The sequence below is a fragment of the Porcincola intestinalis genome (assembly GCF_009696445.1).
Classification (GTDB): Bacteria; Bacillota; Clostridia; order Lachnospirales; family Lachnospiraceae; genus Porcincola; species Porcincola intestinalis.
In genome coordinates, this window is the sequence record NZ_VULZ01000004.1 from 100,484 (window position 1) to 126,401 (window position 25,918).

Annotated in this window: 21 protein-coding genes and 1 pseudogene; 3 read left to right on the forward strand and 19 right to left on the reverse strand. The window is 48.7% G+C overall.

Annotated elements, in window-relative coordinates; all coding sequences use genetic code 11:
- Positions 1 to 3: 3 nt before the first annotated feature.
- The 5 genes and pseudogenes from FYJ35_RS15195 to FYJ35_RS05355 form a co-directional block, all read right to left on the reverse strand.
- Positions 4 to 1,608, reverse strand: a pseudogene (locus FYJ35_RS15195) (mannitol dehydrogenase family protein); the annotation flags it as partial.
- Positions 1,609 to 1,636: 28 nt separating this feature from the next.
- Positions 1,637 to 2,527 (reverse strand): alpha/beta hydrolase, encoded by an 891-nt coding sequence (locus FYJ35_RS05340; RefSeq protein WP_154524258.1) that lies wholly within the window; start codon positions 2,525 to 2,527, stop codon positions 1,637 to 1,639.
- 41 nt (positions 2,528 to 2,568) lie between these two features.
- The gene (locus FYJ35_RS05345; RefSeq protein ID WP_154524261.1) at positions 2,569 to 3,549 is read right to left on the reverse strand and encodes an ABC transporter permease; all 981 of its coding nucleotides are present in this window, start codon (positions 3,547 to 3,549) and stop codon (positions 2,569 to 2,571) included.
- Positions 3,542 to 5,065 carry a sugar ABC transporter ATP-binding protein gene (locus FYJ35_RS05350; RefSeq protein WP_154524264.1) on the reverse strand — a complete coding sequence of 508 codons (1,524 nt, stop codon included), beginning with the start codon at positions 5,063 to 5,065 and terminating at the stop codon, positions 3,542 to 3,544. Before FYJ35_RS05350 ends, FYJ35_RS05345 begins: the two co-directional genes overlap by 8 nt.
- A gap of 130 nt (positions 5,066 to 5,195) precedes the next feature.
- Entirely contained in the window at positions 5,196 to 6,230 is a 1,035-nt protein-coding gene (locus FYJ35_RS05355) for a sugar ABC transporter substrate-binding protein (RefSeq protein WP_205839727.1), read from the reverse strand.
- A 327-nt stretch (positions 6,231 to 6,557) separates the two neighbouring features.
- On the opposite strand from FYJ35_RS05355, the gene FYJ35_RS05360 reads away from it, so the two are divergent.
- A complete protein-coding gene (locus FYJ35_RS05360) occupies positions 6,558 to 7,745 on the forward strand; it encodes an ROK family protein (RefSeq protein ID WP_154524270.1) in 1,188 nt (395 codons plus the stop codon).
- A 335-nt stretch (positions 7,746 to 8,080) separates the two neighbouring features.
- On the opposite strand, the gene FYJ35_RS05365 is transcribed toward FYJ35_RS05360, so the two are convergent.
- From FYJ35_RS05365 to FYJ35_RS05375, 3 genes are all read right to left on the reverse strand, one after another.
- A complete protein-coding gene (locus FYJ35_RS05365; RefSeq protein ID WP_154524273.1) occupies positions 8,081 to 8,530 on the reverse strand; it encodes a YhcH/YjgK/YiaL family protein in 450 nt (149 codons plus the stop codon).
- A gap of 67 nt (positions 8,531 to 8,597) precedes the next feature.
- On the reverse strand, positions 8,598 to 9,629 hold the full coding sequence (iolG, locus tag FYJ35_RS05370; RefSeq protein ID WP_328597044.1) for an inositol 2-dehydrogenase: 1,032 nt from the start codon (positions 9,627 to 9,629) through the stop codon (positions 8,598 to 8,600).
- A 377-nt stretch (positions 9,630 to 10,006) separates the two neighbouring features.
- Positions 10,007 to 10,915 carry a D-2-hydroxyacid dehydrogenase gene (locus tag FYJ35_RS05375; RefSeq protein ID WP_154524276.1) on the reverse strand — a complete coding sequence of 303 codons (909 nt, stop codon included), beginning with the start codon at positions 10,913 to 10,915 and terminating at the stop codon, positions 10,007 to 10,009.
- Between the two features lie 217 nt (positions 10,916 to 11,132).
- On the opposite strand from FYJ35_RS05375, the gene FYJ35_RS05380 reads away from it, so the two are divergent.
- The gene (locus FYJ35_RS05380) at positions 11,133 to 12,329 is read left to right on the forward strand and encodes an MFS transporter (RefSeq protein WP_154524279.1); all 1,197 of its coding nucleotides are present in this window, start codon (positions 11,133 to 11,135) and stop codon (positions 12,327 to 12,329) included.
- A 123-nt stretch (positions 12,330 to 12,452) separates the two neighbouring features.
- Here FYJ35_RS05380 and FYJ35_RS05385 read toward each other — a convergent pair whose 3' ends face one another.
- From FYJ35_RS05385 to FYJ35_RS05400, 4 genes are all read right to left on the reverse strand, one after another.
- The gene (locus tag FYJ35_RS05385; protein WP_154524282.1) at positions 12,453 to 13,835 is read right to left on the reverse strand and encodes an alpha-amylase family glycosyl hydrolase; all 1,383 of its coding nucleotides are present in this window, start codon (positions 13,833 to 13,835) and stop codon (positions 12,453 to 12,455) included.
- A gap of 167 nt (positions 13,836 to 14,002) precedes the next feature.
- Complete coding sequence (locus FYJ35_RS05390; RefSeq protein ID WP_154524285.1) at positions 14,003 to 14,476, reverse strand: threonine/serine exporter family protein; 474 nt, start codon at positions 14,474 to 14,476, stop codon at positions 14,003 to 14,005.
- Between the two features lie 70 nt (positions 14,477 to 14,546).
- Positions 14,547 to 14,900, reverse strand: coding sequence for a hypothetical protein (locus FYJ35_RS05395; protein WP_235906384.1), 354 nt, complete (start codon positions 14,898 to 14,900; stop codon positions 14,547 to 14,549).
- 305 nt (positions 14,901 to 15,205) lie between these two features.
- Positions 15,206 to 15,994: a threonine/serine exporter family protein gene (locus FYJ35_RS05400; RefSeq protein ID WP_154524288.1), complete on the reverse strand. Its 789-nt coding sequence runs from the start codon at positions 15,992 to 15,994 to the stop codon at positions 15,206 to 15,208.
- Between the two features lie 298 nt (positions 15,995 to 16,292).
- On the opposite strand from FYJ35_RS05400, the gene FYJ35_RS05405 reads away from it, so the two are divergent.
- Entirely contained in the window at positions 16,293 to 17,105 is an 813-nt protein-coding gene (locus FYJ35_RS05405; RefSeq protein WP_154524291.1) for a tyrosine-protein phosphatase, read from the forward strand.
- Positions 17,106 to 17,134: 29 nt separating this feature from the next.
- Here FYJ35_RS05405 and FYJ35_RS05410 read toward each other — a convergent pair whose 3' ends face one another.
- The 7 genes from FYJ35_RS05410 to FYJ35_RS05440 all read right to left on the reverse strand — a co-directional run bounded on the left by FYJ35_RS05410 (position 17,135) and on the right by FYJ35_RS05440 (position 25,894).
- Positions 17,135 to 17,875, reverse strand: coding sequence for a response regulator transcription factor (locus FYJ35_RS05410; protein WP_154524294.1), 741 nt, complete (start codon positions 17,873 to 17,875; stop codon positions 17,135 to 17,137).
- Positions 17,876 to 17,906: 31 nt separating this feature from the next.
- Complete coding sequence (locus tag FYJ35_RS14965; RefSeq protein ID WP_154524297.1) at positions 17,907 to 19,820, reverse strand: sensor histidine kinase; 1,914 nt, start codon at positions 19,818 to 19,820, stop codon at positions 17,907 to 17,909.
- Positions 19,821 to 19,891: 71 nt separating this feature from the next.
- Complete coding sequence (locus tag FYJ35_RS05420; protein ID WP_154524300.1) at positions 19,892 to 20,509, reverse strand: DUF624 domain-containing protein; 618 nt, start codon at positions 20,507 to 20,509, stop codon at positions 19,892 to 19,894.
- 87 nt (positions 20,510 to 20,596) lie between these two features.
- On the reverse strand, positions 20,597 to 22,642 hold the full coding sequence (locus tag FYJ35_RS05425) for a glycoside hydrolase family 31 protein (protein ID WP_154524450.1): 2,046 nt from the start codon (positions 22,640 to 22,642) through the stop codon (positions 20,597 to 20,599).
- Positions 22,643 to 22,691: 49 nt separating this feature from the next.
- Positions 22,692 to 23,576, reverse strand: a complete 885-nt coding sequence (locus tag FYJ35_RS05430) for a carbohydrate ABC transporter permease (RefSeq protein ID WP_154524303.1) — start codon at positions 23,574 to 23,576, stop codon at positions 22,692 to 22,694.
- Complete coding sequence (locus tag FYJ35_RS05435) at positions 23,573 to 24,478, reverse strand: carbohydrate ABC transporter permease (protein WP_154524306.1); 906 nt, start codon at positions 24,476 to 24,478, stop codon at positions 23,573 to 23,575. Before FYJ35_RS05435 ends, FYJ35_RS05430 begins: the two co-directional genes overlap by 4 nt.
- 93 nt (positions 24,479 to 24,571) lie before the next feature.
- Positions 24,572 to 25,894, reverse strand: coding sequence for an ABC transporter substrate-binding protein (locus FYJ35_RS05440; RefSeq protein ID WP_205839728.1), 1,323 nt, complete (start codon positions 25,892 to 25,894; stop codon positions 24,572 to 24,574).
- Between the last annotated feature and the right edge of the window lie 24 nt (positions 25,895 to 25,918).

Sequence of the window (25,918 nt, forward strand, 5' to 3'; positions counted from 1 at the left end):
AAACAGATACTTCGTAAGTGTTCGTCTCACGGCTCCCGGTCCTTCAATTTCTTCACTTACCATTTTCTCAATCTTTTCACCCAGTCCATCATCATAGAGATTGCTTCCGAAGATATTTTCATTCGACAGCAATGGCCTGAGTCTGTTTCCCACCGATGAGGGATCCCCAAATTTCAGCCCTGCAAGAGTCTTCTGAAGTTCCGGGATCATTGGATCGGGTGCGAGGTCAAAATGTTGTCCCTTATCATCCACCTCCAACAGGTAACGAATCCAGCCTGCGATTGCAAGGGGAATTGCAGTCAGCTTCCTTGCCGTCCCATCCCGCTTCACATATGATTTGATCGTCTCTCCAAAACGTATGCCTACCATCTGTGAAATATCAACTGCAATCCGCTGTGATGTATCACCGAGATATGGATTGGAGACCCGTTCATGAATCACTTCATCCAGAAAAGTTTTCGGTGACAGGATTCCAGGATCCTCCACGACGGGAAGGCCTTCTACATAGCCGATCTGCCTTGCAAGTTCCGCAATCAGCGGATCCTTCATACCATCTGCAAACAATTCATAGCCGAGCATGCAATCATAGGTGCAAAGCCCGGTATGGATCGGGTTCAGGCAGGTGTTGACTTTCATCCGTTCCGCCTTATTGACCGTCCCCCGATCTGTCATATAGACGCCACCCGACTCAAGCTGCGGACGTCCGTTTGGGAACGTATCCTCAATGACTAGATACTGCTCCTTCTCGGCATTTCCGAACGGCGCAATGAATGTTTTCTTTGAAGTGATGATCGAGGACATTCCTTCTACGCCATTCTCTGTAAGTATGGCAGCAATACGATCCTCCGGCCTTGGAGTAATCTTATCAATCATTGTCCACGGAAAAGCAACCTTGTCTGAATCATGGATGTAGTTTAGGAATCCCTCATCCACATACCCTTTTTTGAGCCACTCATCACAGATGGTGAAGACAGCTTTCATCAGCCGTTCTCCGTTGTGGGAACAGTTATCCATCGAAACAAGGGCAATCGGAGCCGCATTCGACTGATAACGTCCATACAGCATTGAAGTAACAACGGCCATTGCTCCTCTGCATCTCTCAGGTCCATTGTTGATATCTGACAGAACTCCCCTCGTGTAAGTTCCATCCAGACCAGTCAACGCATATCCCTTTTCCGTAATCGTAAAAGAAACCATCTGAAGTGTCCTTGCTCTGAATACTTCCTTCAGCCGGTTCCACTCCCGCCCATCTGTATAATCCGCTTTCAACACCTCTCCAAAAGGAGCCAGTACACGCTTTTCGCAGGATCCGTCTCCATTCAGAATCACACCAAGCTCCAGGTTATCATATGGCTTATAGATCTTGTCTACGATCTCATAGTCAAATGATTCCACACAAGTGATGCCCGTATCCAGTTTTTTATCTCTGATCAGCTTATCCGCGATACTTCCGATGAAGATCCGAAATATGTTCCCGATTCCGAAGTGTACCCACCTCGGATCTGCTTTTGTTTTATTGTAAAGCCCCTGTATATCATAGTCTGGAACATCTATACCGGCTTTCTCCCAGACCGCTTTGTCCTTCAGCCCATTCATTGTTAATTTCATCTGTTTTTCCTCTGGTGATGATTGTTCTTTATAAATTATTTCTTAGAAAATCCAGAACGAGATCCTTGACTTCAGGCTGAATGAATGCCGCATCCGCATGATCAACGTCCTGAATCTCATAGAAATCCGCGTGAACTCCGCTTTCTATTAGTTTCTGATACAAAAGCTCACTATGCTGTTCTGGTACCTGGGAGTCATCTGACCCATGCAGGATCAGAAACGGAGGCGTATGTGATTGTATAAACGTTCGCGGATCCATTTCTCTGCCCAATTCCGGGTACTCTTTCAGGTATGGCACACCTGCGGCAACGGACTGCGGCTGCAAGTGTCCACGCAGCAGTGACTGGTCTGGGAAATCCCCGGTTCCCGGCGCCGCAAAGTGGTACATATCTACAGCCGGATAAAAGCATACAGCTGCTTTTACTTCCGAACTTTGATCCAAATAGTCTCCAGACTCATATTCTTCCATGCCGCCTGTTACTGCAGTCATAGCCGCCAGATGTCCACCTGCCGACTCCCCCATAACCGCAATCCTTTCTGGGTCAATATTCCACTCCTCGGCATGAGCGCGTAGATAACGAATCGACTGTTTGATGTCGGTCAACATCTCCCTGAAGAACCAGGTAGCCGGAAGGCTATACGACACACTCGCAACAATGTATCCATGTTTTACATAGTAGACAAGCTCCGGGAGCCAAACATTATGGTCTACTTCTGTCCAACCACCACCGGCTAGAAAAACTATGCAAGGCTGCTTTTTTACCTTTTCATCGTATGAGAAAAACATTCTTGGATGCAGAATACTGAGTTTCAGCTGATACCGGGTGGCATTGCACCAGTATGGTTTCTGGCAAAACACCAGATCTGTACACTGCAGAACGACTGGTTCGGTTTTTCTTATATGGATTACTTTCTTCATAACTGCCTCCGAAACATGATTCTGCCTATACCTCTAAAATATCAGGCTTTCGCTGCTTTACTTGCACGTATTCTTGAGTAGTAATCCAGGCCCACTGCAATCACAAGTACGATGCCATTCATTACATACTGCCAGTATGTATTCAGCCCCATAAGCGTCAGGCCATTGTTCATGACACCGATGATCATAACACCGAAGAATACAGCGAACAGACGCCCGGCGCCACCGCTTACAGATACGCCTCCCAGAACAACTGCTGTAATCACTTCAAACTCAAACCCTCGTCCTGTGTTCGGCGTCCCGGACATTAATCTTGACAGCATCAGAAGGCCTGCTACACATGTGAATAAAGAATCCATAATGTAAGCAATAATCAGCACACGGTCTACCTTGATTCCGGAAAGCCTTGCAGCCTCCATGTTACCTCCGATTGCGTACAGACTTCTGCCAAATGTCGTCCTTGTAAGAATAATACCTCCCGCGACAAATGTAAGAATCATGATTACGGTCGGGATGGGGACCTCTCCAATATAGCCCTGACCCATCTTCGCAAAAGAGTCTGGGAATCCAAATACAGGTTGCCCACCAGATATGATGTATGCGCCTCCATAAAGGATATTCATAAACGCCATTGTTGCAATCATAGGAGGGATATGCGCTTTTGTAATCAAAATTCCGTTTGCAAGGCCTACAGCCAGAGACAGGCAGAAGCTGATCAGAATAGCCATGAATGGCGACATCCCATATGACACCATCAGGGTCGGACATACGATATTCAATATTTCAATCGTAGATCCGATAGAAAGATCAATTCCACCTGTCAGGATGACCATTGTCATACCGACCGCAGCGATTCCTCTGAACGATATTTGCCTTGTGATATTAAGAAGATTATCGACATTCAAGAATGTCGGGGAGATAATGCTGAATATCACGAAGATTCCAAGAAATGCAAAAACAATTACATTATGATTGATCCACTTTTTTACAGCATTCGATCGTGATCCATTTGTTTTATTCATACTTGTGCTCTTTCTCTGTTGAATTGTTCACGGAAGCAAGTGAAAGCACACTTTCCTGCGAGAACTCACTCTTCTTCAGTTCTCCTGTAACTTTTCCTTCACAAAAAACAACGATCCTGTCAGACATTCCGAGAAGCTCTTCCATATCCGAAGAAATCATTATCACCGACTTCCCAGACTCGACCAGCTTCACCATGATTTCATAGATCTCTGCCTTGGCTGCTACATCAATCCCTCGTGTTGGCTCATCCAGAATGATCACTTCGGGATCACGCGCCAGCCATTTTGCCAGAACAATCTTTTGTTGATTCCCGCCGGAAAGATTTCTCACCAACTGCTCCTGTGAAGGTGTTTTGATTGATAAAGATTCTATATATTTTCTGATAATCTGATTTGTTCTACTGAAATTGATAAAACCTAGCTTCGAACAAACATGATAACTCGGAAAAGCTATATTCTCGCCAACGCTCATGTGAAGCATGAGGCCCTGTTCTTTTCTGTCTTCCGGTGCCATGACAATTCCTTTATTAATGGCATCCAACGGATCTCTGGCGACAAAGTCCTTTCCTTTATATGTGATCTTTCCCCCTGTCAGCCTGTTGATCCCGCAAATCAGCTGAACTGTTTCGGTTCTTCCCGCACCTACAAGCCCTCCAAAACCGAGGATTTCTCCCTTTCGCAGGGTAAAAGACGCATCCTTGACTTTGGGGCCTGATAGATGTTCCGCCCTCAATACAACCTCTTCCTCCGTACTACCAGACCGATCCGGGAACTGTTCACTGAATTGTCTCCCAACCATCAGAGAAATCAGTTGATCCTTTGTTTTAGAAGCAGTCGGGTAGGTTCCAATCATATGTCCGTCTCTCAGAACACTGACTCTGTCTGAAATCTCAAATATTTCTTCCAGACGATGGGATATATAGACAACTGTCACTCCCTTTGATTCAAGCTTATGGATAATGCTAAACAATGTATCAACTTCGTTTGTTGTCAGCGATGCGGACGGTTCATCCATAATCAATATTTTCACATCATGTGTGAATGCTTTGGCGATCTCAACCAACTGCTTATAACCTGTCGTAAGATCTTTGACCTGACTCATCACATTCACATTGATCCCAAGCATATCAAATATTTCCTGGCTTTTTTTCACCATCGCCTTCTTGTTGATAAAGCCATGTAAAGCGATTGGATCTCCTAAAAATATATTTTCCGCAATCGACAGTTCATTGACCAGATTGAATTCCTGGTAGATAACTGCCACCCCTTTCTCTCTGGCCTTTGCGGGACTCAGCCTCGTGAACCTCTCTCCGTCAATTGTGATGGAGCCTGATGTCGGTATTACAGCACCTGTTGTCATCTTTATCAGTGTAGATTTACCTGCGCCGTTCTCTCCGACAATCGCATGGACTTCTCCTTTGCGAAAAGCGAGGCTGACATGACTCAGTGCCATAACGCCAGGATAGCTTTTTACTACGTCATTAAATTCCAGAATATTTTCTTCCGAGCCTGTCATGATGCACCTCTGCAGCTACTATATACGAAGGGCTCCTTGCCAAAGTGGTGTTCTGTTTACGACAGCATATCAGAACGCAGGAGCCCCTTGTTGAAATCAGTCCCTTATGATAATGTACTTTCTCCAGGAATCACTGCAATTTGGACAGATCAATCTGATCCTCATATCCCCATTCTGCGATACGATCTTTCAAGTTACTCAGATCAATTTCTTCAGTAGGAGTAAGCTGTTCCGGGTTGTCAATTCCATCATTCAATGCATTGATGCAAACCGTAATGACTTCGTCACCAAGCTGCCAGCCCGCTCCGAAAGCGATTTCTTCCTTGATCGGATCACCATTCGCCATGAGCTGAAGAGCCTCAATAGTCCCATCAATCGCAAATATTCCGAATCCGTCTGCCTTCCCGGCTGCCTTTACCGCCTGATTTGCTCCAATTCCACCACCATCGCCGATCGACATGATTGCCTTCATATCAGGATACTGCTGCAGCCAGTTTTCAACGATCGTCATAGCCTTGTCAGCAACAACGCATGAGTCCTCCGCTACAACCTCAGCATCCGGTGCTACCTCCGCTAGCGCCTTCTTCATCTCCTCGCCTCGAATCTTACATTCCTGGTTTTCGTAGAATGTGAGAAGGCCAACCTGCGCCTTTCCATCATAATTGTCATTGATAAATTCTCCAGTTCTCTCACCGATAATCTTTCCAGCACCAGCGTTATCATTTGTCAGCGAAATATCATATGTTTTGGTGTGTACGCCATAACACATAACCATAATCCCTGCATCCTGCGCTTTTTTCAGGACATCGTCAACGGAATTGATATCAATAGCCTGAATAATTATGGCGTCCTTCTTCTGTTGAATGAAATCTTCTACCTGTGAAACCTGCGTAGACGGATCATTATTTGCTGCTTCTACAGTCACTTTGCTTCCTGCTTCTTCGCCCTTCTTCTCAACCTCATTGCAAACCTCGGCCCAGATCGGATTCGTTAAATCAGCGACTGTCATTCCAATATCATATGGCTTGTCTGATGTTAACTCCTCTGCTTCCGCCTGTGTGGAAGCCTCCGTCGATTCTGCATAAACATTACCGCCGCACGCCATTATTCCCATTGCGAATGCGCCAGCAACAGCCATCAGTTTCTTTGCTACTCGTGTCTTCATAGCATCCTCCTTTGTATAAAAATCGCTTTTCGCTGCTAGGTAATGTAAATTCATTTTATTAAAGTACTTACATTACCTTTGTTGATTGAATCTTACCATAGGGTTTGTTACTCTGCTATTGCCGTTCTATTCAAATAAAACAACAAAATATTGGTACAATTTTTTGTTATATAAAGTTTTTTCAATATATTTTATAAAACATTGTGCAGTCAGTTTTATGAATATATTTTATTATATAGATGTGGTTATTGTGATTTCAGCTCGGCTTTTGGGGATGAGAATCTGAAACGCTATCTGAATACAAAGATAAAATAGGAGGGAGCGATTTTGAATAATACAACAAACGAAATCAAGAACTTTAATAAATCTCAGGTGTACCGTCTCATTTATGAAAATAACGGTATTACCAAGCAGTCCATCGCGTACCATCTCCACATTAGTCTTCCCACAATTACGAAGTGTCTAAACGCACTTATGTCCGAGGGGAAAATCATCTGCAGTTCTTCTAAAGCCTCAACCGGCGGCCGACCAGCAGTTCTGTATCACTTTAACGAAACCGCTCGCATCGCGATTGGCGTAGAAGTATTGGCTGACCGCCTGAATATCGCTGTTGTGAACCTGATTGGGGATGTCATTAAGGAAGAATCGATCGAAATCAGCTTCTTAGACTCTGAAAGCTATTTTTCAATTTACCGCAATGTCCTTAGCCGCGTCATTGACTCCCTTCATGTCGGAAAATCCACGGTTCTTGGAATCACAATCTGCATGCAGGGAATCGTTGCCCCGGATGGAGAGCATGTTTTTTTCGGAAAACTGTTGAACAGTACCTCTTTTACTAGATCGAGCTTCAGTAAAGGAATCAGCTATCCCATCTCCCTTGTCCACGACGCAGAGGTTGCGGCACTAGCTGAGCTATGGAGTCTCCAGCAGATTCAGACAGGAATTTTTATCTCTTTGAATACCTATGTTGGAACAGCAGTTATCATCGGCGGTCAGGTTATCCACACAGAGAATCTGTCTTCCGGCGCCTATGAGCATATGATTCTTCATCCAAATGGCGATATTTGTTACTGCGGGAAGAAAGGCTGTGCCGATGCTTATATATCAGCGAACTCAATCAAACGTTCCTCAAGAGAAAACTTGGAAGTATTTTTTGAAAATAAAGCGGCCGGAGCACGCATGGAAACAGAAATATGGGATGAATACCTAAAAGATCTCGCTTCCTTCATCGACAACGCCAGAATGGTCATCTGCGGGGATATCATTCTAAGTGGTACTTTATCTAAATATCTGTCCAGAAGTGATTTTGAGAACATTCGATCATATATAGAATCCACTACAACCTTCAGAAATTTGAATTATCACATATACAAAGGTCGCTTTGGTGAAAAAGCAGCTCTGATCGGTGCCGCTCTGACCCGTATCCAAACCTATCTGCGTTCAGAAGGTCTGAAGTCCGATATATTTATACCTGGGGCTTCTGATCGATATACCGTTCCACAGTCTCTACAATGAGCTTTATCTTTCTTTACGTATCTGGGTTGTCGCATAGCAAAGGCCCCTCCGGGAGAGTGGTGCTGCCCTGTACGGACAGGGACAGCCTTCGCACTTTTCAGGCGGGGTGTATATTGTCAATAGGTAATCCTTTTTATACGCCAAAATACCCTGCTATCAAAAGAAAAAAGCATTTCCAGTTATTCCAAATGGCATGATTGCATGAAGAACCCAGAGTTTTTTGAAAATAACCGGATGGTTGAAGAATGCATTGCTCCTTCGCAGTTGTATTCTAATCGTTTTCAGGCATCTGAATTATCCCTTCATTATTACTGCTCATCATCATTCACACTACATCATAATTCATCCAGATATGGCACCTTCACAACCGCCTTCTGCACCTTCTCAGGCGTTCCTTCGCAGACTCCTGGCATGTGGGCATCCTTCGGGAAGAGAATCAGAAAGTCTCCTGGTCCCAGCTGGTATTCCTTACCCTTATTGTTTCCTTCATACAGCTCGATGTCGCCGGTCTCACCATACCTGCGGATGCACGTCCCCGCCCTCATGGTCTCCAGTGACTCTACGGAGATGATCTCATGCCCTGAGATGATGTACTGAATATCGATGTATTTCCTGTGCGCTTCAAAGGTTCCTTCAGACTTCGGCTTTGGCATATAGGTCTGAATATTGGCAAACACGCCATCTGGAAGATCATAATGACCATCCTGGCAGTCCTTTGGATTTATGCTGCTCAGAAAACGGTATGCCGCCTCCGACACATTTCTCACTTCATTCAGATCGTCCATATTTCCTCCGTTTTTGGCTGTACTGCCGGTATATTACCTTATCCCTCTGCGCATACATTGAAACCTGTCAGTCTGAGGTGACATCCGGGTCGTCCAGACGGACCGGTCTTCCCGTTTCAAGTGATTTTCTGGCAGCTTTCGCGATCAGAACGGCTTTCAGACCATCCTTTCCTCCGACCGGAACCGGTGCATCGCTCAGACAGGCTTTCACGAAAGCCCGCTCTTCTTCCACAAACGCGTCATTGTAGCGTTCCAGGAAAAACCAGGTTGGCTTCGCGCCCAGCGTTCCGGAAGCCGTAGCCAGCCGGGCTTCGTCTTCCAGCTGATTTTCATCTCTCACGCAGCCCTTCTCCCCGTGTACCTCGACACGCTGGTCATAGCCATAGGGTGCCTGGCGACAGTTGTCGATCACTCCAAGTGCGCCGTTTTCAAACCGGAGCGTCACGATCGCCGTATCCACATCTCCGTAGTCTGCGAAATGAGAATCCACCAGACATCCGCCTGCCGCATAGACCTCTGTCACCTCGCTGCCGGACAGATAGCGGACCATATCAAAATCGTGGATCATCATGTCCATGAAGATGCCGCCAGACTTTTCAACATAGGACATCGGCGGTGCCTCCGGATCACGCGAACACACCTTCACCACATATACTTTTCCGATTTTCCCGGATGCGGCCGCATCGTGGACAGCTTTATGGCTTTTGTCAAAGCGGCGCACAAAGCCAACCTGCAGCTTCACCCCAGCCTTCTCAACTGCCCGGAGTGACCTGTTGATATCTGACACGTTCACAGCAATCGGCTTTTCACAGAATATATTTTTTCCAGCTTTCGCAGCCCGCACAATGAAGTCTGCATGCGTATCTGTGGATGAGCAGATGAACACTGCGTCAATGTCCGGATCCTCGAATATATCCTCCGGATCTCTGCTGCAACGGGCAATTCCGACACTCTTCGCCCACCGCTCCTTGTCCTCATCCAGATACAGGTCTGCCGCACAGACAATTTCTGCCCCTTTTACAAGGCTCTGAAGATTGCTTCCGTGTAGTTTTCCGATCCTGCCCATGCCAATCAGTCCAATCCGAAGTACTCCATTCACGATGTTTTTTCCCCCTCTAAAAAAATGGAAGCCTGCCAACAGGCAGGCTTCCTTACACGTAAACGATATTCTACGCCGGAGCGCCCCGTCGTTTGCGGAGGCTAAATATATACGCTCATAATATTCTAGCCGTCATGACCGGCGAGCTATCATCTAACTCGTAATATAGCACAGAGAGCAACAAGACGCCACCACATTTTTCTACCGGAAACCAAAGGCTCAAAAGCCCCGCCGGGAGAGTGATGCTGCCCTGTACGGACAGCCTTCACACTCTTCTGGCGGGGCAAGGGGGTGTCACGCGCAGAAAGCCTGCTCTTGGAAAGAAGCATAGCTCTGGTGTTCTTCCGGGGTCTCCTCTGGCATGGCCAGTCTCACAGTCATCCGAACTTCTCTGTCACGAGTTTTACAATCTCTTCCCCGATTCTTCTCTGAGCTTCCTTCGTGGAAGCGCCGATGTGCGGGGTCATGCAGACCTTCGGATGGTGCAGAAGGCGCTCGTCCTTGCAGGGCTCTTCCGGATAGACGTCAATCCCGGCACCGGCCAGCTTTCCTGAGTCGAGTGCGTCGCACAGTGCAGCCGAGTCCACCAGCGCACCGCGGGCGGTATTGATCAGGTACGCGCCGTCTTTCATCTTACTGATGGCTTCCGCATCGATGACAGGAGGTGCCCCCTTGACTGCCGGCATATGAAGCGAGACATAGTCCGATTCTGCCAGCAGTTCATCCTTCGTCTTCCACGGGTACAGGACATGGATGTGCGGGCCGGAACGGTTCGTGTAGATGACATTCATCCCGAGCGCCTCGGCGCGCTTTGCGACTTCCATCCCGATGCGGCCGAGCCCGACAAGCCCGAGAGTCTTGCCGCTCAGCTCTACGCCCTTGTACGCCTTCTTCTCCCACTTTCCCTCGCGCATGGTGACATTCGCGATATACAGGAAACGGGAGACTGCCAGCATATGAGCAATCGCCAGCTCTGCGACGGCAGCGCTCGATGCGTTCGGGGTATTTGCAACGGTCAGTCCCTTGCCGCGGGCATAGTCGACATCGATGTTGTCCATACCGACGCCTCCGCGGATGATCATCTTCAGCCGGCCTGCCGCCACTGCCTGGTCGATGACCGGCTCACGTACCTTTGTTGCAGAGCGGACGAGCAGCACATCGACATCCTCGAGTGCCTTCCCAAGCTCATCTGGTTCATAGTGCTGCTGCAGGACCTCGTATCCGCGTTCCTCCAGCTTGCGGACTGCAGAGGCATCCAGTCCGTCTGCTGCCAGTATTCTTACCATCGAATCACCCTCCTTTTTATCTTTTTTCACCCTTCCCAGGTTTCCCTTTTTTCTTAGCTTCACTATAGCAGATTAAGCATGTGTAAACAACTATTTTGTTATCGGCTCCAACTATTTTTCTGGAAGGTGCACTTGCGGAACAGGGATATAGTATCGTAGTATGATCGTACGATTGAATGAAGCAAAAAACGCCCCACGGGAGATTCAGACAAGACAAATGAATATAAAAAGAAAATACAGGAGAACACTGCTTGCATGCTATCTCGGCTTTATCACACAGGCGATCTGCTCGAATTTTGTCCCGCTTCTCTATGTGACCTTCAGCCGGTCCTACGGGATCACGCTCTCAAAGCTGGCACTCATTTCGACCTGCTTCTTCTCCACACAGCTGGTCACAGATGCCATATGCGCAAAGGTTACAGACCGCATGGGCTACCGCGCCGCTGCAATCGCGGCAGAAATCACCTCCGGGCTCGGCCTGCTCTGTCTGGCATTTGTACCGGATCTGACGCCGGATCCCTTTATCGGAATCTTGGTCTGTGTCGTCATCTATGCAGTCGGAAGCGGTCTGACTGAGGTCATCGGAAGTCCGATTGTGGAGGCCTGTCCGTTTGAGAATAAGGCTTCCGTCATGAGTCTCCTGCATTCCTTCTACTGCTGGGGTTCGGTTGGTGTCATTCTGGGCTCCACCCTCTTCTTTACTCTGTTTGGAATCCGGAACTGGCGCATCCTGGCTGTCATCTGGTCCGCCGTCCCGCTCTTAAATGTCTTCAACTTCGCGGTCTGCCCGCTTGAAAAGCTGGTGGAGGACGGAGAGGGGATGTCCATGGGAGAACTGCTGAAGACAAAGCTGTTCTGGATCTTTATCGTGCTGATGGTCTGCGCCGGCTCCTCCGAGCTTGCGATGGCACAATGGGCATCTGCATTTGCAGAATCAGCCCTGCATGTCTCCAAGTCGGTCGGAGACCTCGCCGGTCCCTGCGGCTTCGCAGCACTAATGGGGCTCAGCCGCGTCCTCTACGGCAAGTTCGGGGAGAAGGTCAACCTGACAACCTTTATGACGGCTTCCGGTATCCTGTGCCTGGTCTGCTACCTCATCGCCGGTCTGTCGAAGAATCCGGTTCTGGGTCTGATCGGCTGCGCAGTCAGCGGCTTCTCAGTCGGAATCATGTGGCCGGGTTCGATCAGCATCTCGTCGCGGATTCTCCCGAAGGGCGGCACCGCCCTCTTCGCGCTGCTCGCGCTCGGCGGAGACCTGGGCGGTTCTCTCGGCCCTTCCATCATCGGCAATGTCTCTCAGCGCGCAGGCGACAACCTGCAGATGGGCGTCCTTTCAGGCATCGGCTTCCCGATTGTCCTGGTGATCTGCGTTTTAGGCGTGCGCCGCAGGTACATGACTGTCAGCCCTCGTTGACGGCTTTGCTGTTGTCCGGGGCGAGGCCCGGACGATGACCAGCCCGGTGGGCTGCCCTCCGGGGCGAGGCCAGCCGGGCGGATGCCCTCCGGGACGATGGCAGCCGGGTTGGCTGCCCTGCTTTCAGCAGAAGAAAATGACTGGTTCCCCGGTAAGCCGGACCGTGTGTTCAAAAACATCCACGCTTCTGCCGCTGATCAGGTCTGTATAGGTTCCGTCCGGCAGATCGACCTGCACGGCCTTGGCGCTGCCGAGCGTGCTGAACAGGCCTACGATTCGGTCACGGCAGTCCCCTGGCATGGAAGCTTTCTCCGCTGCCTCCCCTGCCGGTGATCCATTTCCCCGCCTCTCTCTGACCGCGAAGATCACATCGCCGGCCACCTCCTCCGCCTCGAAGGAGGAATCCGCAAACAGGTCCTGCTGCCTGATCGCGCGAAGCTTTCGCATCAACGGGGACAGATCCTTTCCCGTCTCGAAGTCGACCGGATCGCGGTCGAACAGTGTCGGGTGATGTGTCACCTCAAACTCCTGTCCGGCATAGACCATGGCGGTTCCCTTCTCAAAATACTGCCACGCCGTCCAGTTTCTGAGCGCACGTTCATCCGGCACAAGCTCTGCCGCCCGCGGGCGATCATGATTCTCAAGACATCTGAGCTTGACATAGTTCTCGGGAAGAATGCCCTCCTGCAAGTTGACACGGTTCAGATATTCCTTCAGAAATCCTGCACGTTCACCCGAAACCCTCACCGCTCCGCCCGGCAAGAACATGCAGCCCGTCTGAGCGGCCTTCTGCCAGTTGTAAGTATCATAGTCATAGCAGATGTCAAATGCCTGGTACAGCTCACTGTCGGAGGAGGTCGGTACGCCAGCCTTCCGGTTTGCGATCACCATCTCCGGCTCGACCGCCTCCGCCAGCCAGATGCAGCCCGGCCGGACCTGCTCCACTTCTGTGCGGGCACGCTTCCAGAATGCCAGCGGCACCATCGGCGCCACGTCGCAGCGGAAGCCATCCACATACTTTGCCCACATCTTCAGCGTTTCGATCTGGTAATCCCAGAGTGCCTCCGAGCTTTCATAATCCAGATCGACAACATCCCACCAGTCTCCGATCCGGTTTCCGAGAGAGCCATCCGCCTTGTGGAAGAACCATTCCGGGTGCGACTTGGCCAGAATCGAGTCCGGTGACGTGTGGTTGTAGACCACATCCAGCATCACCTTCAGCCCCTTCCGGTGTGCGGATTCGGTCAGCTCCACAAAATCCTGCATTGTTCCGATCGCCGGATCGACCGCGCGATAGTCCGAGATGGCATACGGCGATCCCATTGATCCCTTCCGGTGCAGAACGCCGGACGGCTGTACCGGAAGCAGATAGATGATATCGACACCGAGATCCCGGATTCGATCGAGATCCCGCTCCACATCCTTCAGCTTTCCGCTCCTGTAGTTTCTTGTAAAAATCTGGTAGATCACCTGCTGTCTCAGCGACTTGTCTGTATCCTGCGCCATATTTTCCTCCTGATCTGTTTCCCACAGACATCTCTGTGTGTCCGGTTGTTTTTCCGCCACAGCCCCTCTTGTACATGTCTGGCTCGTCTGTGCCGCCCATGCCTGCTCCGTTTTCGTGATCTTTTATGTTTTTCAGCATTACTGCCTGGATAAATCATCCGAGGGCATCAACTCTGCCTCCCGCTGTCTTGCGTACGCCTTTTATCCGAAATCCGTTCCTTCATGATGAAGACAGCCGCCACAAAGCTCGTTCCCATGGCGACAAATACCATCGTCAGAACCGTCGCGATGCCCCATTTCCATGCGGCATGCATCTCCCCGGTCACAAGACTGTTCATCGTCTGGTAAAGCGCATTTCCGGGGATCAGCGGAATGACTGCCGATATCAGGAACACCGTCGCCGGCTGCCTGAGTTTTCTTGCCCACAGCTCGCTCCACAGTCCGCAGAATACGGCTCCGAGAAATGAGGCAATCATATATCCCTTCCCTGCGTGGATAACCGCCAGATAGACCAGCCACGCCAGCGCCCCTCCCAGGGCTGCCGGGAGCAGACTCTTTCTGCCGATATGAAACAGAATCGCAAAGCCCATGGACCCTGTAAATGCCATGAGAAGCTGCACCAGCTCAGTGACAGTCAGCATATCGAACCCTCCGACAGGAATCTATGAAAACTGCCCGGGCAGTCAAACCTCCGGGCAGTCTGTTCCGCGATTATTTTAATAAATCCGCCTCATGGTCAAGGAGTTTTCCGCCCGCTGCACAGGCCGGGCAGATGCAGTACTTCTCGCCGTGGCTCTTTGCCGCCTTCGCATCCTCGGTCATCTTCGCGGCTCCGTCCGCTCCGAAGACCTGCTTTCCTTCCTCAGATCCTGCGAATGCGATCAGGTCGTCGATCGATGTGACGTCTTCCTTCATCTCCCTGATCAGGGACTCTGCCGCAGCCTTCTCCCCGGCTGTTCCGAAAGCCTTCAGATACGCTTCTCCTTCCGTCTTCAGCTCCGGGCAGCAGGACGGTGCCGCGATCATCTTCTCTACTTCTGCTTTGATTTCCTGTTTTGTCATCATATACCTCCTGTCTGGTTCCCTCTTTCGGAATTCCATGTGTTCCTCAGTCTTCGGGATTTGGCCGGCCGCAAATCGAAAACACCATCTTCTTGTATTTCTGCGCCTGCAGTCACCGTAATTATACCACTGATCGATCCTGCATTCATCATACCAAAGCATGTAGACAGCTGCAGCAAAACAGCCACGTCTTCAGCTTCGGCAAAACAGCCACACCCGCGGCTTCAGCAAAGCAGGCACGCCCGCGGCTTCAGCAAAGCAGGCACGCCCGCGGCTTCAGCAAAGCAGCCACACCCGCGTCTGTCACCTCATGCCGTCATGTGAATCGCAAGCATGAATCCGGCTGCGAGGGCGAGCGCCCAGGTGAAGCTTTCAATCAGCCTGATCTCACCTGAAATGGTGTTGCCGACCATCATTTCCCGGACGGCATTAATCATCGTGATGCCGGGGTTCAGCAGCATGATGTCACCGATCATGATCATCGGCCTGCTGAAATACGGGACGACCCGGCAGATCGCGCCGATCCCCAGTCCGACGATGGCTGAAACAACCATCGTATACAGAATCCGGTTGGTGGAGTACTTCCCAAGCGTGCACTGGAGCAGAACGATCAGAAGCGAGAAGAGTGCCGCTGCAAGCCCGTCCGGTACGCTCCCGCCAAAGAAGACGGAAAAGCTGAAGGCGCCGAGTGCATTGCCAAGAATCAGAATCCACACGGGATTTGTTCTCTGCCGGATCCGGTCAATCTCCCTCTCGAGCGCTGATACTGTCATCGGCGAGCTGCAGCAGCGTCTCGACAGGTCATTGAGTCTGTCCAGCCTTTCGAAGTCAATGTTGTCGTTGTCCCCGACGCGCCTCGTCTGCGTCACCGTCACGCCGTCCGAAAAACGAAGCGTGATGGCAATGCTGAAAACGATGACGTACACATCCGGTGTCGCACCATATGCGCGCCCCAGGCGGCAGAGCGTGTCCTCCACCCGGTTGATCTCCGCCCCGGACTGAAGCATCAGCTCCCCGATATCCAGAATCCGCTCCAGGAGACGCTCCTTGTTTATGGAATCAGAATCCCTGTTCTGTGAATGCTTGTTCTCTGTCATTTTTCTATACGATATCTGTCACTGCCGCCCAGATTCAGGAAAGGCAGCATCCTCTTCTAGCTGCCCCGATTTCTCACTGCATGGCGGCTCTTTCAACGCATCAAGCCCCATAAGGTTGTTGGAAGGCAGCATCCTGCACCCGCTGAAACCACCTCCTGCACTATACCAAAATTTGCTCCGCAGCGCGATGGAATTTTACACGATCGATCAAGATTGATCCGCAATGTGCCATGCTCTATAATATTTTTCGCGTGAAAACAATGGAATTCAAAGGGTTCAGATAACGGTGATATCAGGAATGTCAGAATTGTTAGATCAATCAGAAATACAGCAAGCGTCAGAACGAAATCCCTTCCCTGTGAGGGACGAGATCAATTTCAGAGATCTGGGCGGGTATCGGTCCTCAGACGGGCGAACCATTCGCCGGGGCTGTTTTTACAGAAGCGGCGGCCTCTACAAGATGAATGCTCAAGAGCTTGCCTTCCTGAAATCGCTCCGCATCCGCACGCTGCTTGATCTGCGAACTAAGGAGGAAGCTGCCAAAAAGCCGGATCCTGTTCTGCCAGGCGTTACAATCCTGCAGCACAGCGGTGTTGTGTCCGCCGGCGGCGAGGAGATTGATTTTTCACCGGCGGGAATGAAGCTTCTTGGGGAAGCCGGTCTCACTCAGATTGAGAATATGCACAGGTATTATCAGATGATGCCGTTTCACAACGAGGCTTTTCACATCCTGATGCAGGAAGTGATCAGCGGGAATGTTCCTGTCCTGTTTCATTGTGCAACCGGAAAAGACCGCACGGGCGTCTCCGCAATGATTCTCCTCCTGCTGCTTGGCGTACCGGAGCAGACCGTCCTTCAGGATTACCTGCTCAGCAATTATTACCGCCGCGATGTCATCCGGCGGCACATGGAAGAAGACCAGGCTGTCATTCGACAGCACCCGGAACGGGAAGCCCTCCTGCAGCTGCAGCATGGTGTCTCCCCGAAGATCGGCCTGGAAATTCTGGAAACCATCCGGAAGACCTGCGGCGGATATGAGGGGTATTTTGAGAAAGAGTACGGGCTGGGGCAAGCAGAGGTTGAGAAGGTAAGGGAAAGGTACCTGGTCTGACCGGCTTCGGTTCTTCCCTGCATCAGAGCTTACCGATTAAGTGAATCTATATATTCCGACGGTGTCATGTCCATCACCTCATGGAATACTTTGTTGAAATACTTTCTGTCTGTAAAACCAGTTTCATAAGCCACATCTTTTAGAGTTACACCGCCTTCCTTCAGCAGGAGAAGGGCACGGCTAATCCGGTAACTCTTGATAAACTTTGAAAACGTCTGACCAACATCTCTTGCAAAAAGATAGCTCAAATATTCAGGTGTAATGTTCAGCTGCTCGGCAATGTGCTGTTGATTAAGATTGCACTTGTATCCACTCTCAATTATATCCAGTGTGCTCTTCACCAACGGATGCGCTTCCGGAAACTGTCCTCGCAAGCTTTCTGTAGTTTCCTCCCGCCCTCCTGTTCCATTCGTTTCAATTTTTAAAAGAACTCTCTTCAATTCGTCCTTCATAGGTGGCTTCAGAATATAGTCATCGCATCCAAGCTGCATGGCTGCCCGCGCATATTCAAACTCGGCATAAGCACTCACAAGCACAAAATGCGTATGATAGTTCTGACTTCTTGCGGCCTCAATGAGCTCAATTCCGGACAAGTATGGCATTTTGATATCCGTAAAAACCACATCTGGATGCTGTTCCTGAATCATTTCCAATGCGGTTCTTCCATTCGACGCCAAACCGACAATCTGATAGTTTTCTCCGAGAGACCGAATCATTTCCCTGAGGCCTTCTCTCGCTCTCTGCTCGTCTTCTGCAATCACGATCTTCATTCACCAAAACCTCTATCCAGGAACCGTCCCACTACAGATACTCTTCTTCAGCGTCATCCTGTAAAAAACTATGAGGCAGAGGCAGTTCAAGAAGAAACCGGGTCCCCTTCCCTTCCTCCGTCCAAAACCGGATCTCCAATCTTTCTCCGTAAAAAATTCTCAACCTTGCAGCAACATTCTCAAGCCCGATCCCGGTGCCCTCCATATGGATAAATACTGCGGCAGACAACTTTTCCTGTACGGCATGACTCTGATCATCACTCATCCCGCAGCCATTATCTTCAATGAGGATTTCCATTCTGCCATCTTTCCCCATTCGTCCCGTTACGCTGATAAAACAGTCCTTTTCCTTCTCTACAAACCCGTGTCGGATTGAATTTTCAACGAACGGCTGAAGAAACAACTTGCAGCACGGCCATTCCAGATACTGAGGCGGAAATTCAACCCGATAATCAAACCGATCCATCAGTCGAAACTTCTGTAGCGCAAGGTACTGTGTAACCCAGTGTACTTCATCTCCAAGCGTTACCGCCCCCGTCGAGCTTGAGTAAGCATAACGCATAATATCGGATAGCTTTCTCAGCATCTCAGATACTTCCTCGTTCCCCTGTTCCGCAGCACTCATGTTAATCGCATTCAGCGTATTACACAGAAAATGGGCATTGATCTGAGATTCCAGTGCATGCATCTGCGCATCCGCGGTCTTCCTGACTGCCTGAATCTGTTCCTCATTCTGACGCGCATTTTTCTCTTTCCATTCTTCCAATGCATCAGCCATCTCATTGTAATTTTCAGCGAGTTTCCATATTTCGTCCTCCCCTTTGATCTCAATCCGCGTTTTCCACACGCCCTTTCTGACACTATTCATCGCTTTTTGGATACTTCGAATTGGAGAGAGCGCTCTTCTTGTCATAACAAATTGAACTGCACTGATTAACAAGATCGCCAGGAGCAGGACCGTGACGCCTTTGTGGTATCGCATACGGATGATCCCGTTTAATCTTTCTACATCCAATGCAATATTGAGGTTCCATCCTGTTTTATCAATTTCAGTCGATACAATTCGATATTTCCCCTCAGGCGCGACATTTTCCAATCTCCTCCCAACCATCCCAGATTCAGGAGCATACACCAAATATCCGTTTTGATCCGTAATATACGTATCTGTATAGTTATTCGACATGCCCGTAATCTGACTGAAAAAAGCGCTTACAGAAGACAATTCAAAACTCAGGACAAGGATGGAGTCAACCTGATCAGGCGACGTATTTCCCGGAAGGGAGAATGCAATATTGATCATATTTCTGCAGGTATATACAGGCGCCTCCTGAGTATGAAAGATAAACTGATTCGGTTCAGTGGTCCAGACACACTTCGGAACGGTATTCTGCTCCAACTGATCAAACAATTTACTTGAAAGGTTTTCAAGCAATCGCTCATTGCTCTGATTCCAATATGCTTCAGTCCCGGTCAAGTTACCGATCACACGGTTCCTTTGAAAAAGGATGTTCCCATCGGCAGTCATAAGCAGAACGTTAATCAGTTCTCCTCCACTCTCCTTAAAAGTCTGTTCCAGCTCATGTCTCAGCGTCAGCTTTGAAAGTGTGTCGTCCGGATCTTCCCGCAGCGCAGTTGCCGACTCTATCAAATCAGCATTCAGGGATAACTTTGCCCCAACTTGTATGACGTTATCGATATTTCTTCTGATTGTACTCTCCTCAGTGTTGAGAAGAACTTTATCTGTCTGTGTAGAATTTTCAATCAGATACTGCAGATATTGTGTTTGAAGATAAAACAGGAAGGCCATGGATGCTCCAACAAGTGAGAACATCATGATGATGGATACTCTCAGAAAATAGTTGGTACGGAGAGCCCTTATAAATCGCTTCAGAAATCCACCTGGACTTTTGATACGACTCCTTTTATATGCACCCTTCCAGTTCACCTGCTCCTCCCCATTCTGCAGTCATTCACATGGTTCTTATTTTAATGCAAATTCACCAATTGCAAAGATAATTATTCTTGTCCACCCTGAAAAGACCGGATTTTCTTTTCAACCAAGCCATTCAAAAACCAGGTGAAAAACCCGGGAACCAGAAGAACAGTCAGCGGAAACCGATATACTGCATAATATCCTGCCATCAACAATGCAATCCCTGCTATTGTTTGCAGAGGATAATGATAGGTACAAAATACTGCCGGTTTTAAGTACCATCCAAAAGGCATACGATATCTCGATATCAGCGGAAACAGATAGCAGCAGACTGCCATGACTGCCAGAAACAGTACCAGATAAAGTGCACATAATAACCATTGCACATGTCCATGGAATAATTTACTGCTTATCCCAAAATTCAGCAGAAACAAAGCCGACAGCAAAAAGCTGGACAGTCCGTGCAGACTTCCTATTTTTAACGAATTTTTCCAGGTAGCCCAGAAACGTTCGGTCACACTTTCTCTGTCTTCCACTACAGACCTGGAAACAGCATCATAAATTGCCGCTGCTGATGCCCCAATTGTGACAATCGGCAGGCTTCCAAGAATCCACCAGATTGAAACAAGCATAAGGTCAAACGCTTTACTTCCCCATGTAAATACCGGACCACTATATGCAAAAACACTCTTCTTGGACATATTGCTTACCTGCTATAAAGAAGGGATTCCCATCCATCATGTTTTTCCCTGCACATACAGAAAGATGAGAATCCCTGCATCAGTATGTTATTCGAAGCAGAACCCATTCCTTGTGAACACTGGAATCTGCTCAAGCGGAGCCGGAACCTCTACCCTTGATCCTCCTTCGTAGATATCCCCTGTCCAGTAATTCTTCCATGTAGCTCCTTTTGGGAAATATACTGAAAGCTTACGTTCTCCTTCATGCATGACAGGCGCAACCAGAATCTCCGGTCCGAACATGTATTCTGTCTCGCAGTCCCAGCATTCCTGATCTGCCGGGAAATCATAAAAGAGCGGCCGCATGACGGGTGTACCTTTATCATGTGCATCCTTCATTACTTCAGTGATATATGGTTTCATTGTTTCACGAAGGAACAGGTACTTCTTCAGAATCTCATATACCTCAGGTGTATAGCTCCAGACTTCGTTGGGTGCCCCAGACACACAGGTTGCCCCGCCACTTGTCCCAACCTGTGGCTGCATGGGCCAGCGAACGCCATGAAGCCGCATAACCGGACAGAAGGTTCCATACTCGAACCATCTGATAAGAAGTTCATGGAACTTCGGGTCATCCACCCATGCGCCAAAAAAGCCGCCAATGTCGGTTGTCCACCACGGAATCCCGGCAATTCCCATGCTTAATCCAGCCGCAAACTGATTCCGGAGGCTCTCAAAGGAAGACATAATGTCGCCAGACCAGACCAGTGCGCCATATTTCTGAGATCCAGCCCACGCACAGCGAAGCAGATTAATAATATTGTGCTGACCTTCCGCCTTCATCCCGTCAAAGAATGTCTTTGCGTACATCACCGGATAGATATTGCCAACCTCCACATCTGGCCCAAGGAAATACCGATAATTGTCGTAATCATAATATGTGTATTCCGGCTCTGCCTCATCGAGCCAGAATACCCTGATTCCCTTGTCGTAATAGTTCTGCTTTGCCTTCCCCCAGACATACTTCCTCGCATCTGGATTTGTAGCGTCAAAATGGAGCGTATTTCCCTGGAAATCCATTGAGATCGGGTATCCTCGATCTACACGGATCAGATATCCTTTTTCGTTCATTTCCTGGAAATTCTCACTTCTGTAATCCACCGTCGGCCAGATCGAAACCATCAGCTCGATCCCCATCTCCTTCAATTCCCTGATCATTGCGTCTGGATCCGGCCAGTAAACCGGGTCGAACTTCCATTCACCCTGCATTGGCCAGTGGAAAAAGTCAATTACAATCACAGAGATTGGGAGCCCTCTTTTTTTATATTCGCGGGCGACATCGAGGAGCTCGTCCTGTGTCTGATAACGCAACTTGCACTGCCAGAACCCCATCGCATAATCTGGCATCATCGGGACTTTCCCCGTTGCTGAAGCATACGCTTCCTCTATTTCTGAAGGCGTGTCTCCTGCTGTAATCCAGTAGTCCAGTTTCTTCGTAGATTCCGCCTCCCAGGTTGTAATATTTTTTCCGAAGTTTACTCGTCCTACAGCAGGATTATTCCAGAGGAATCCATATCCCAGAGACGAGATCATAAACGGAACTGAAGACTGTGAGTTTCGATGCGCCAGTTCCAGATCCATCCCCTTCTGGTTTAGGTAAGGCTGCTGATACTGTCCCATACCAAAAATTTTTTCCTCTGGATTTGATACAAATCTCGCCTTCAGATGATAATCTTCGCTTCCGATGATTGCCTTGAATTCGCGAGCATCCACCATCAGAGAACTCGTCGTACTGCTCTGCATATCATTCTTGTTTCGAAGATACTCCTCAAGCAGAAGTTCTCCCTTTTCGTTACGGAATTCAATTTTTCCGATGTTATTGATAATGGCAGTGATTTTGCCATTGGTGATCTGAGCCTCCAGCTCTCCAATCCTGATTTCCGAATTGCTCTCCGGAACCTCCTCCGTCAATGCCCATTTTTCCTGTGGCATCTCTGCACACTTCGTCGCTGTCACTCGGAAACTGTTCTGTCCCCATGGAGCAATCACCAGTTTCTCCGCCCCAAGCCTGTAGCAAAGAGCATTTGCTTCCGTAAAATAATACCCGAACCTGCGCCTGGTCTGTCCGGCGACTTCCGCAGATGCTGTTCCCATTGAATTCATGATAGCCTGTTCTCCCATATGTGTTTATCCTTTCTATTTATTATTCCTTTACTGCTCCCGCCGTCATCCCCCCGACAATATATTTTTGAAGGAAGATAAACATGAATATGACCGGAAGTACCAGAATCGCTCCATATGCCATAATACAGTTCCATTTTGTCCCGTACTTGCTCTGAAACTTGTGAATGTTTGCGGTCAGCGGCCTCATCTCCGGCTTGACATTAAAGGTCATAGAATACATCAGATCGTTCCACCCATTCAGGAAGGAAATCGTGACGATCGTGATAATCCCGGTTTTAACCGCGGGAATCATTACCAGAAAAAAAGCCTGCAATGCGTTACAGCCATCGATTCTGGCTGCTTCGTCAAGTGTGACGGGAACACTTTTAAAGTATGGCCTGAGTGTAACAACTGCAAAAGGTACCGCCCCTGCAGCGATCGCAATCGGTGGTGCAGCATAGGTTCCGAGAAGATGCATTTTGCTGAATGTCAGATACATCGGGGTCAGCATCAGGGATGCAGGAAGCATCTGTGCTACCAGAAAAATAAGCAGAAATGCCTGATAGCCTCTGACCTTATAGCGCCCCATTCCATATGCTGCCGGAATCCCGAAAAGCATCGTCAATATCATCGTAAAAAGGCCATTTAAAAAACTGTTTCTCAAGGATGCAATGAAGTCCTTGTCTCCCAGATTCGCCATCCACGGGTCAATTGTGAATTCATGCGGGAAATATGTCAGTACTTTGCCGAATGTTTCCATGTCCGACTTGAAAGAAAGCTGAAGCATCCAGTAAATCGGAAACAGAAAGACCACCGCGATGATGACTGCAATAACTGACAGCCTGAGATTTCTATGCCATTCCCTTGAATGCCTGCGTTTTTCGGAAGCAGGCAAGGATTTTATCCTGTCAGGCTCCTGATTCATGCCTCTTCCTCCTTGTCATCTTTTCTGAGCAACAGTAAATACAGGATTCCAATCAGCAGCAGGCAAAGAAACAGTACAATTGCGACTGCTGATCCCTTTGAGAATTGATACTGTGTAAAGGAGAGCATATAGGAGTAGGTTCCTAAAACATCCGTTGAATTCAGCGGGCCTCCCGCCGTCATGATAAACATCAGGTCGAATGCACGAAATGTGTAGATGAATCCGAGCATCAAAACCGCAAGAATAGAGTCTTTCATCAGTGGCATTGTGATCTTCCAGAATTGCTGCATCCTGCCGGCTCCGTCAATCGCAGAGGCTTCATAGACATCTTCCGATATATTCGACATTCCGGATATCAGAAGGAGCATATTAAACGGAATTCCCACCCAGCAATTCATAATCACAACAGCAATCATGGCAGTTGACGTAGATGTCAACCATGCCGGTCCTGCTATACCGACCTTTGAGAGTAAGTTATTTATCAGACCGCTATTTAAAAACAGATTCTGTCCGAGCAAGCCGGTGACAGCCATCGGCATCATGTACGGAATCAGCATGAGACCTCTGATTGGTCCGGATAATGTAAACTTTTTGTAGAAAAAAAGCGCCAGTAAATACCCGATCGTAAACTGAAAGATCAGGCTTCCGATTGTGAATACAAATGTATTCTTCAGAACCAGAATAAATGTCGGATTATGGAACAGCTCTATATAGTTCTGAAAGCCAATGAATTTCGATGTCCCGGTCGCAAGGTTACGGACACTGGTATCTTTGAAACTTAAAATAAAATTGTAGACAATCGGGTAGCCTACCACCACGAGCATGTACAGAACTCCCGGAAGAATAAAGCCATATGCCTCCCTTGTCCGCCTTCCATTCGATCTTCTTTTTTTTGCAGTCATGTCTTTTCCCCATCTTTCCTGATACAGTCTTGATATGGAGATTGCCGGTTCCCCCTGAGAGGAGAACCGGCAATCTCCGAAATGACTTTTATATTACTGCTCCGGAAGCGGGTCGCTCTCCAGAATTGGTGCAATCACATCATTTGCAGCCTTCAAAGCATCTGCCGCAGAGTCACCATTCAGGAACACCTTCTGCGCTGCCGTGTAAATCTGCTCGGAGATCGTCGGCCACTGATCATGTGGTCCGCGTGCAAGCGCTGTATCCATCTGTTTCTGGAAGATCTTGAAATTGTCCTCCTGATAAGTGTAAACCGGTACCGCATCCGATCTGGTAGCAAGTTTCCCGGATTGTACCGCCCAGCGTTCCTCGCTGTCCTTTGACATGAACCACTTCAGGAAATTCACTGCTTCATCGACATCCTTACATCCGGTGCAAACGCCAAAGTTCTCACCTCCAATTGTGGAGCTGGAGGTTCCCTCGTCGCCGGTTGGGAGAGTCGTGATCTGATACTCAAAAGCGCCGTTCACATCATTATCAATCGATGCCAGATGCCATGTTCCGATCTCAGCAAATGCAGCTTTCCCGGCACAGAACTGGTTGTAAGCATCCGCCTGTGTCCAGTTGACACACTCGGGACTCATCTGACCATTCTTTACAAACCCTCCGAGTACATCCAGCCCGATCGCTGCCTTCTCATCTGTCAGATTGGTCAAGGATGTTTTTGTTCCGTCATGTGTCGCGACAATCCACGGAAGGAGCTGGAAAGTACCTTCCTCCGTTGAGATCGCACACATTGCAAATCCAAACTGGCTCTTGTCTGAATTTGTTGTTTTCTCAACATCTTCCTTGAACTCATCAAGGCTTGTCGGAAGCTTGTCAATGCCAGCCTCCTTCAGTGCATCCATATTTGCAGCCAATGTCAGGCAATTGGAATTCTGTGGAAGGCCATAGATTTTACCGTCTGCATCCTTGCAGGACGAGAGCGGTCCCGGGAAAAACTTATCCAGATCTTCCCAATCACCAAGCTGCTTTGTGACATCTTCAAATACACCAAGCGATATATAAGATTCCATATCCGGAGAATCGACCATTCCGATATCAGGAAGCTCTCCGGAGACAGCACCGATTGTGTACTGATTCATCAATTCCTGGCGTGCAACATATGTTGGATTGATATACACTTTGTCCTGGAGTTCATTGTATTCATTAGCAAAGTCAATTATTGCTTTTGCATCAGCTGCCGCATCAAAATAATGCCATAACGTCAGCTCCTCTGCATTTTTTGTGTTTGGGTTCAGTGTTGCTCCTCCAGTTGCCGCAGCTTCCGTCTCCCCGGCAAATACGGGTGTACAACCAACTGCAAGGCTTAGTGCCATCGCTCCTGCTAATACAACAGATGCAGCTTTCTTTTTCATATTTTTCCTCCTTTTATTGTGCAT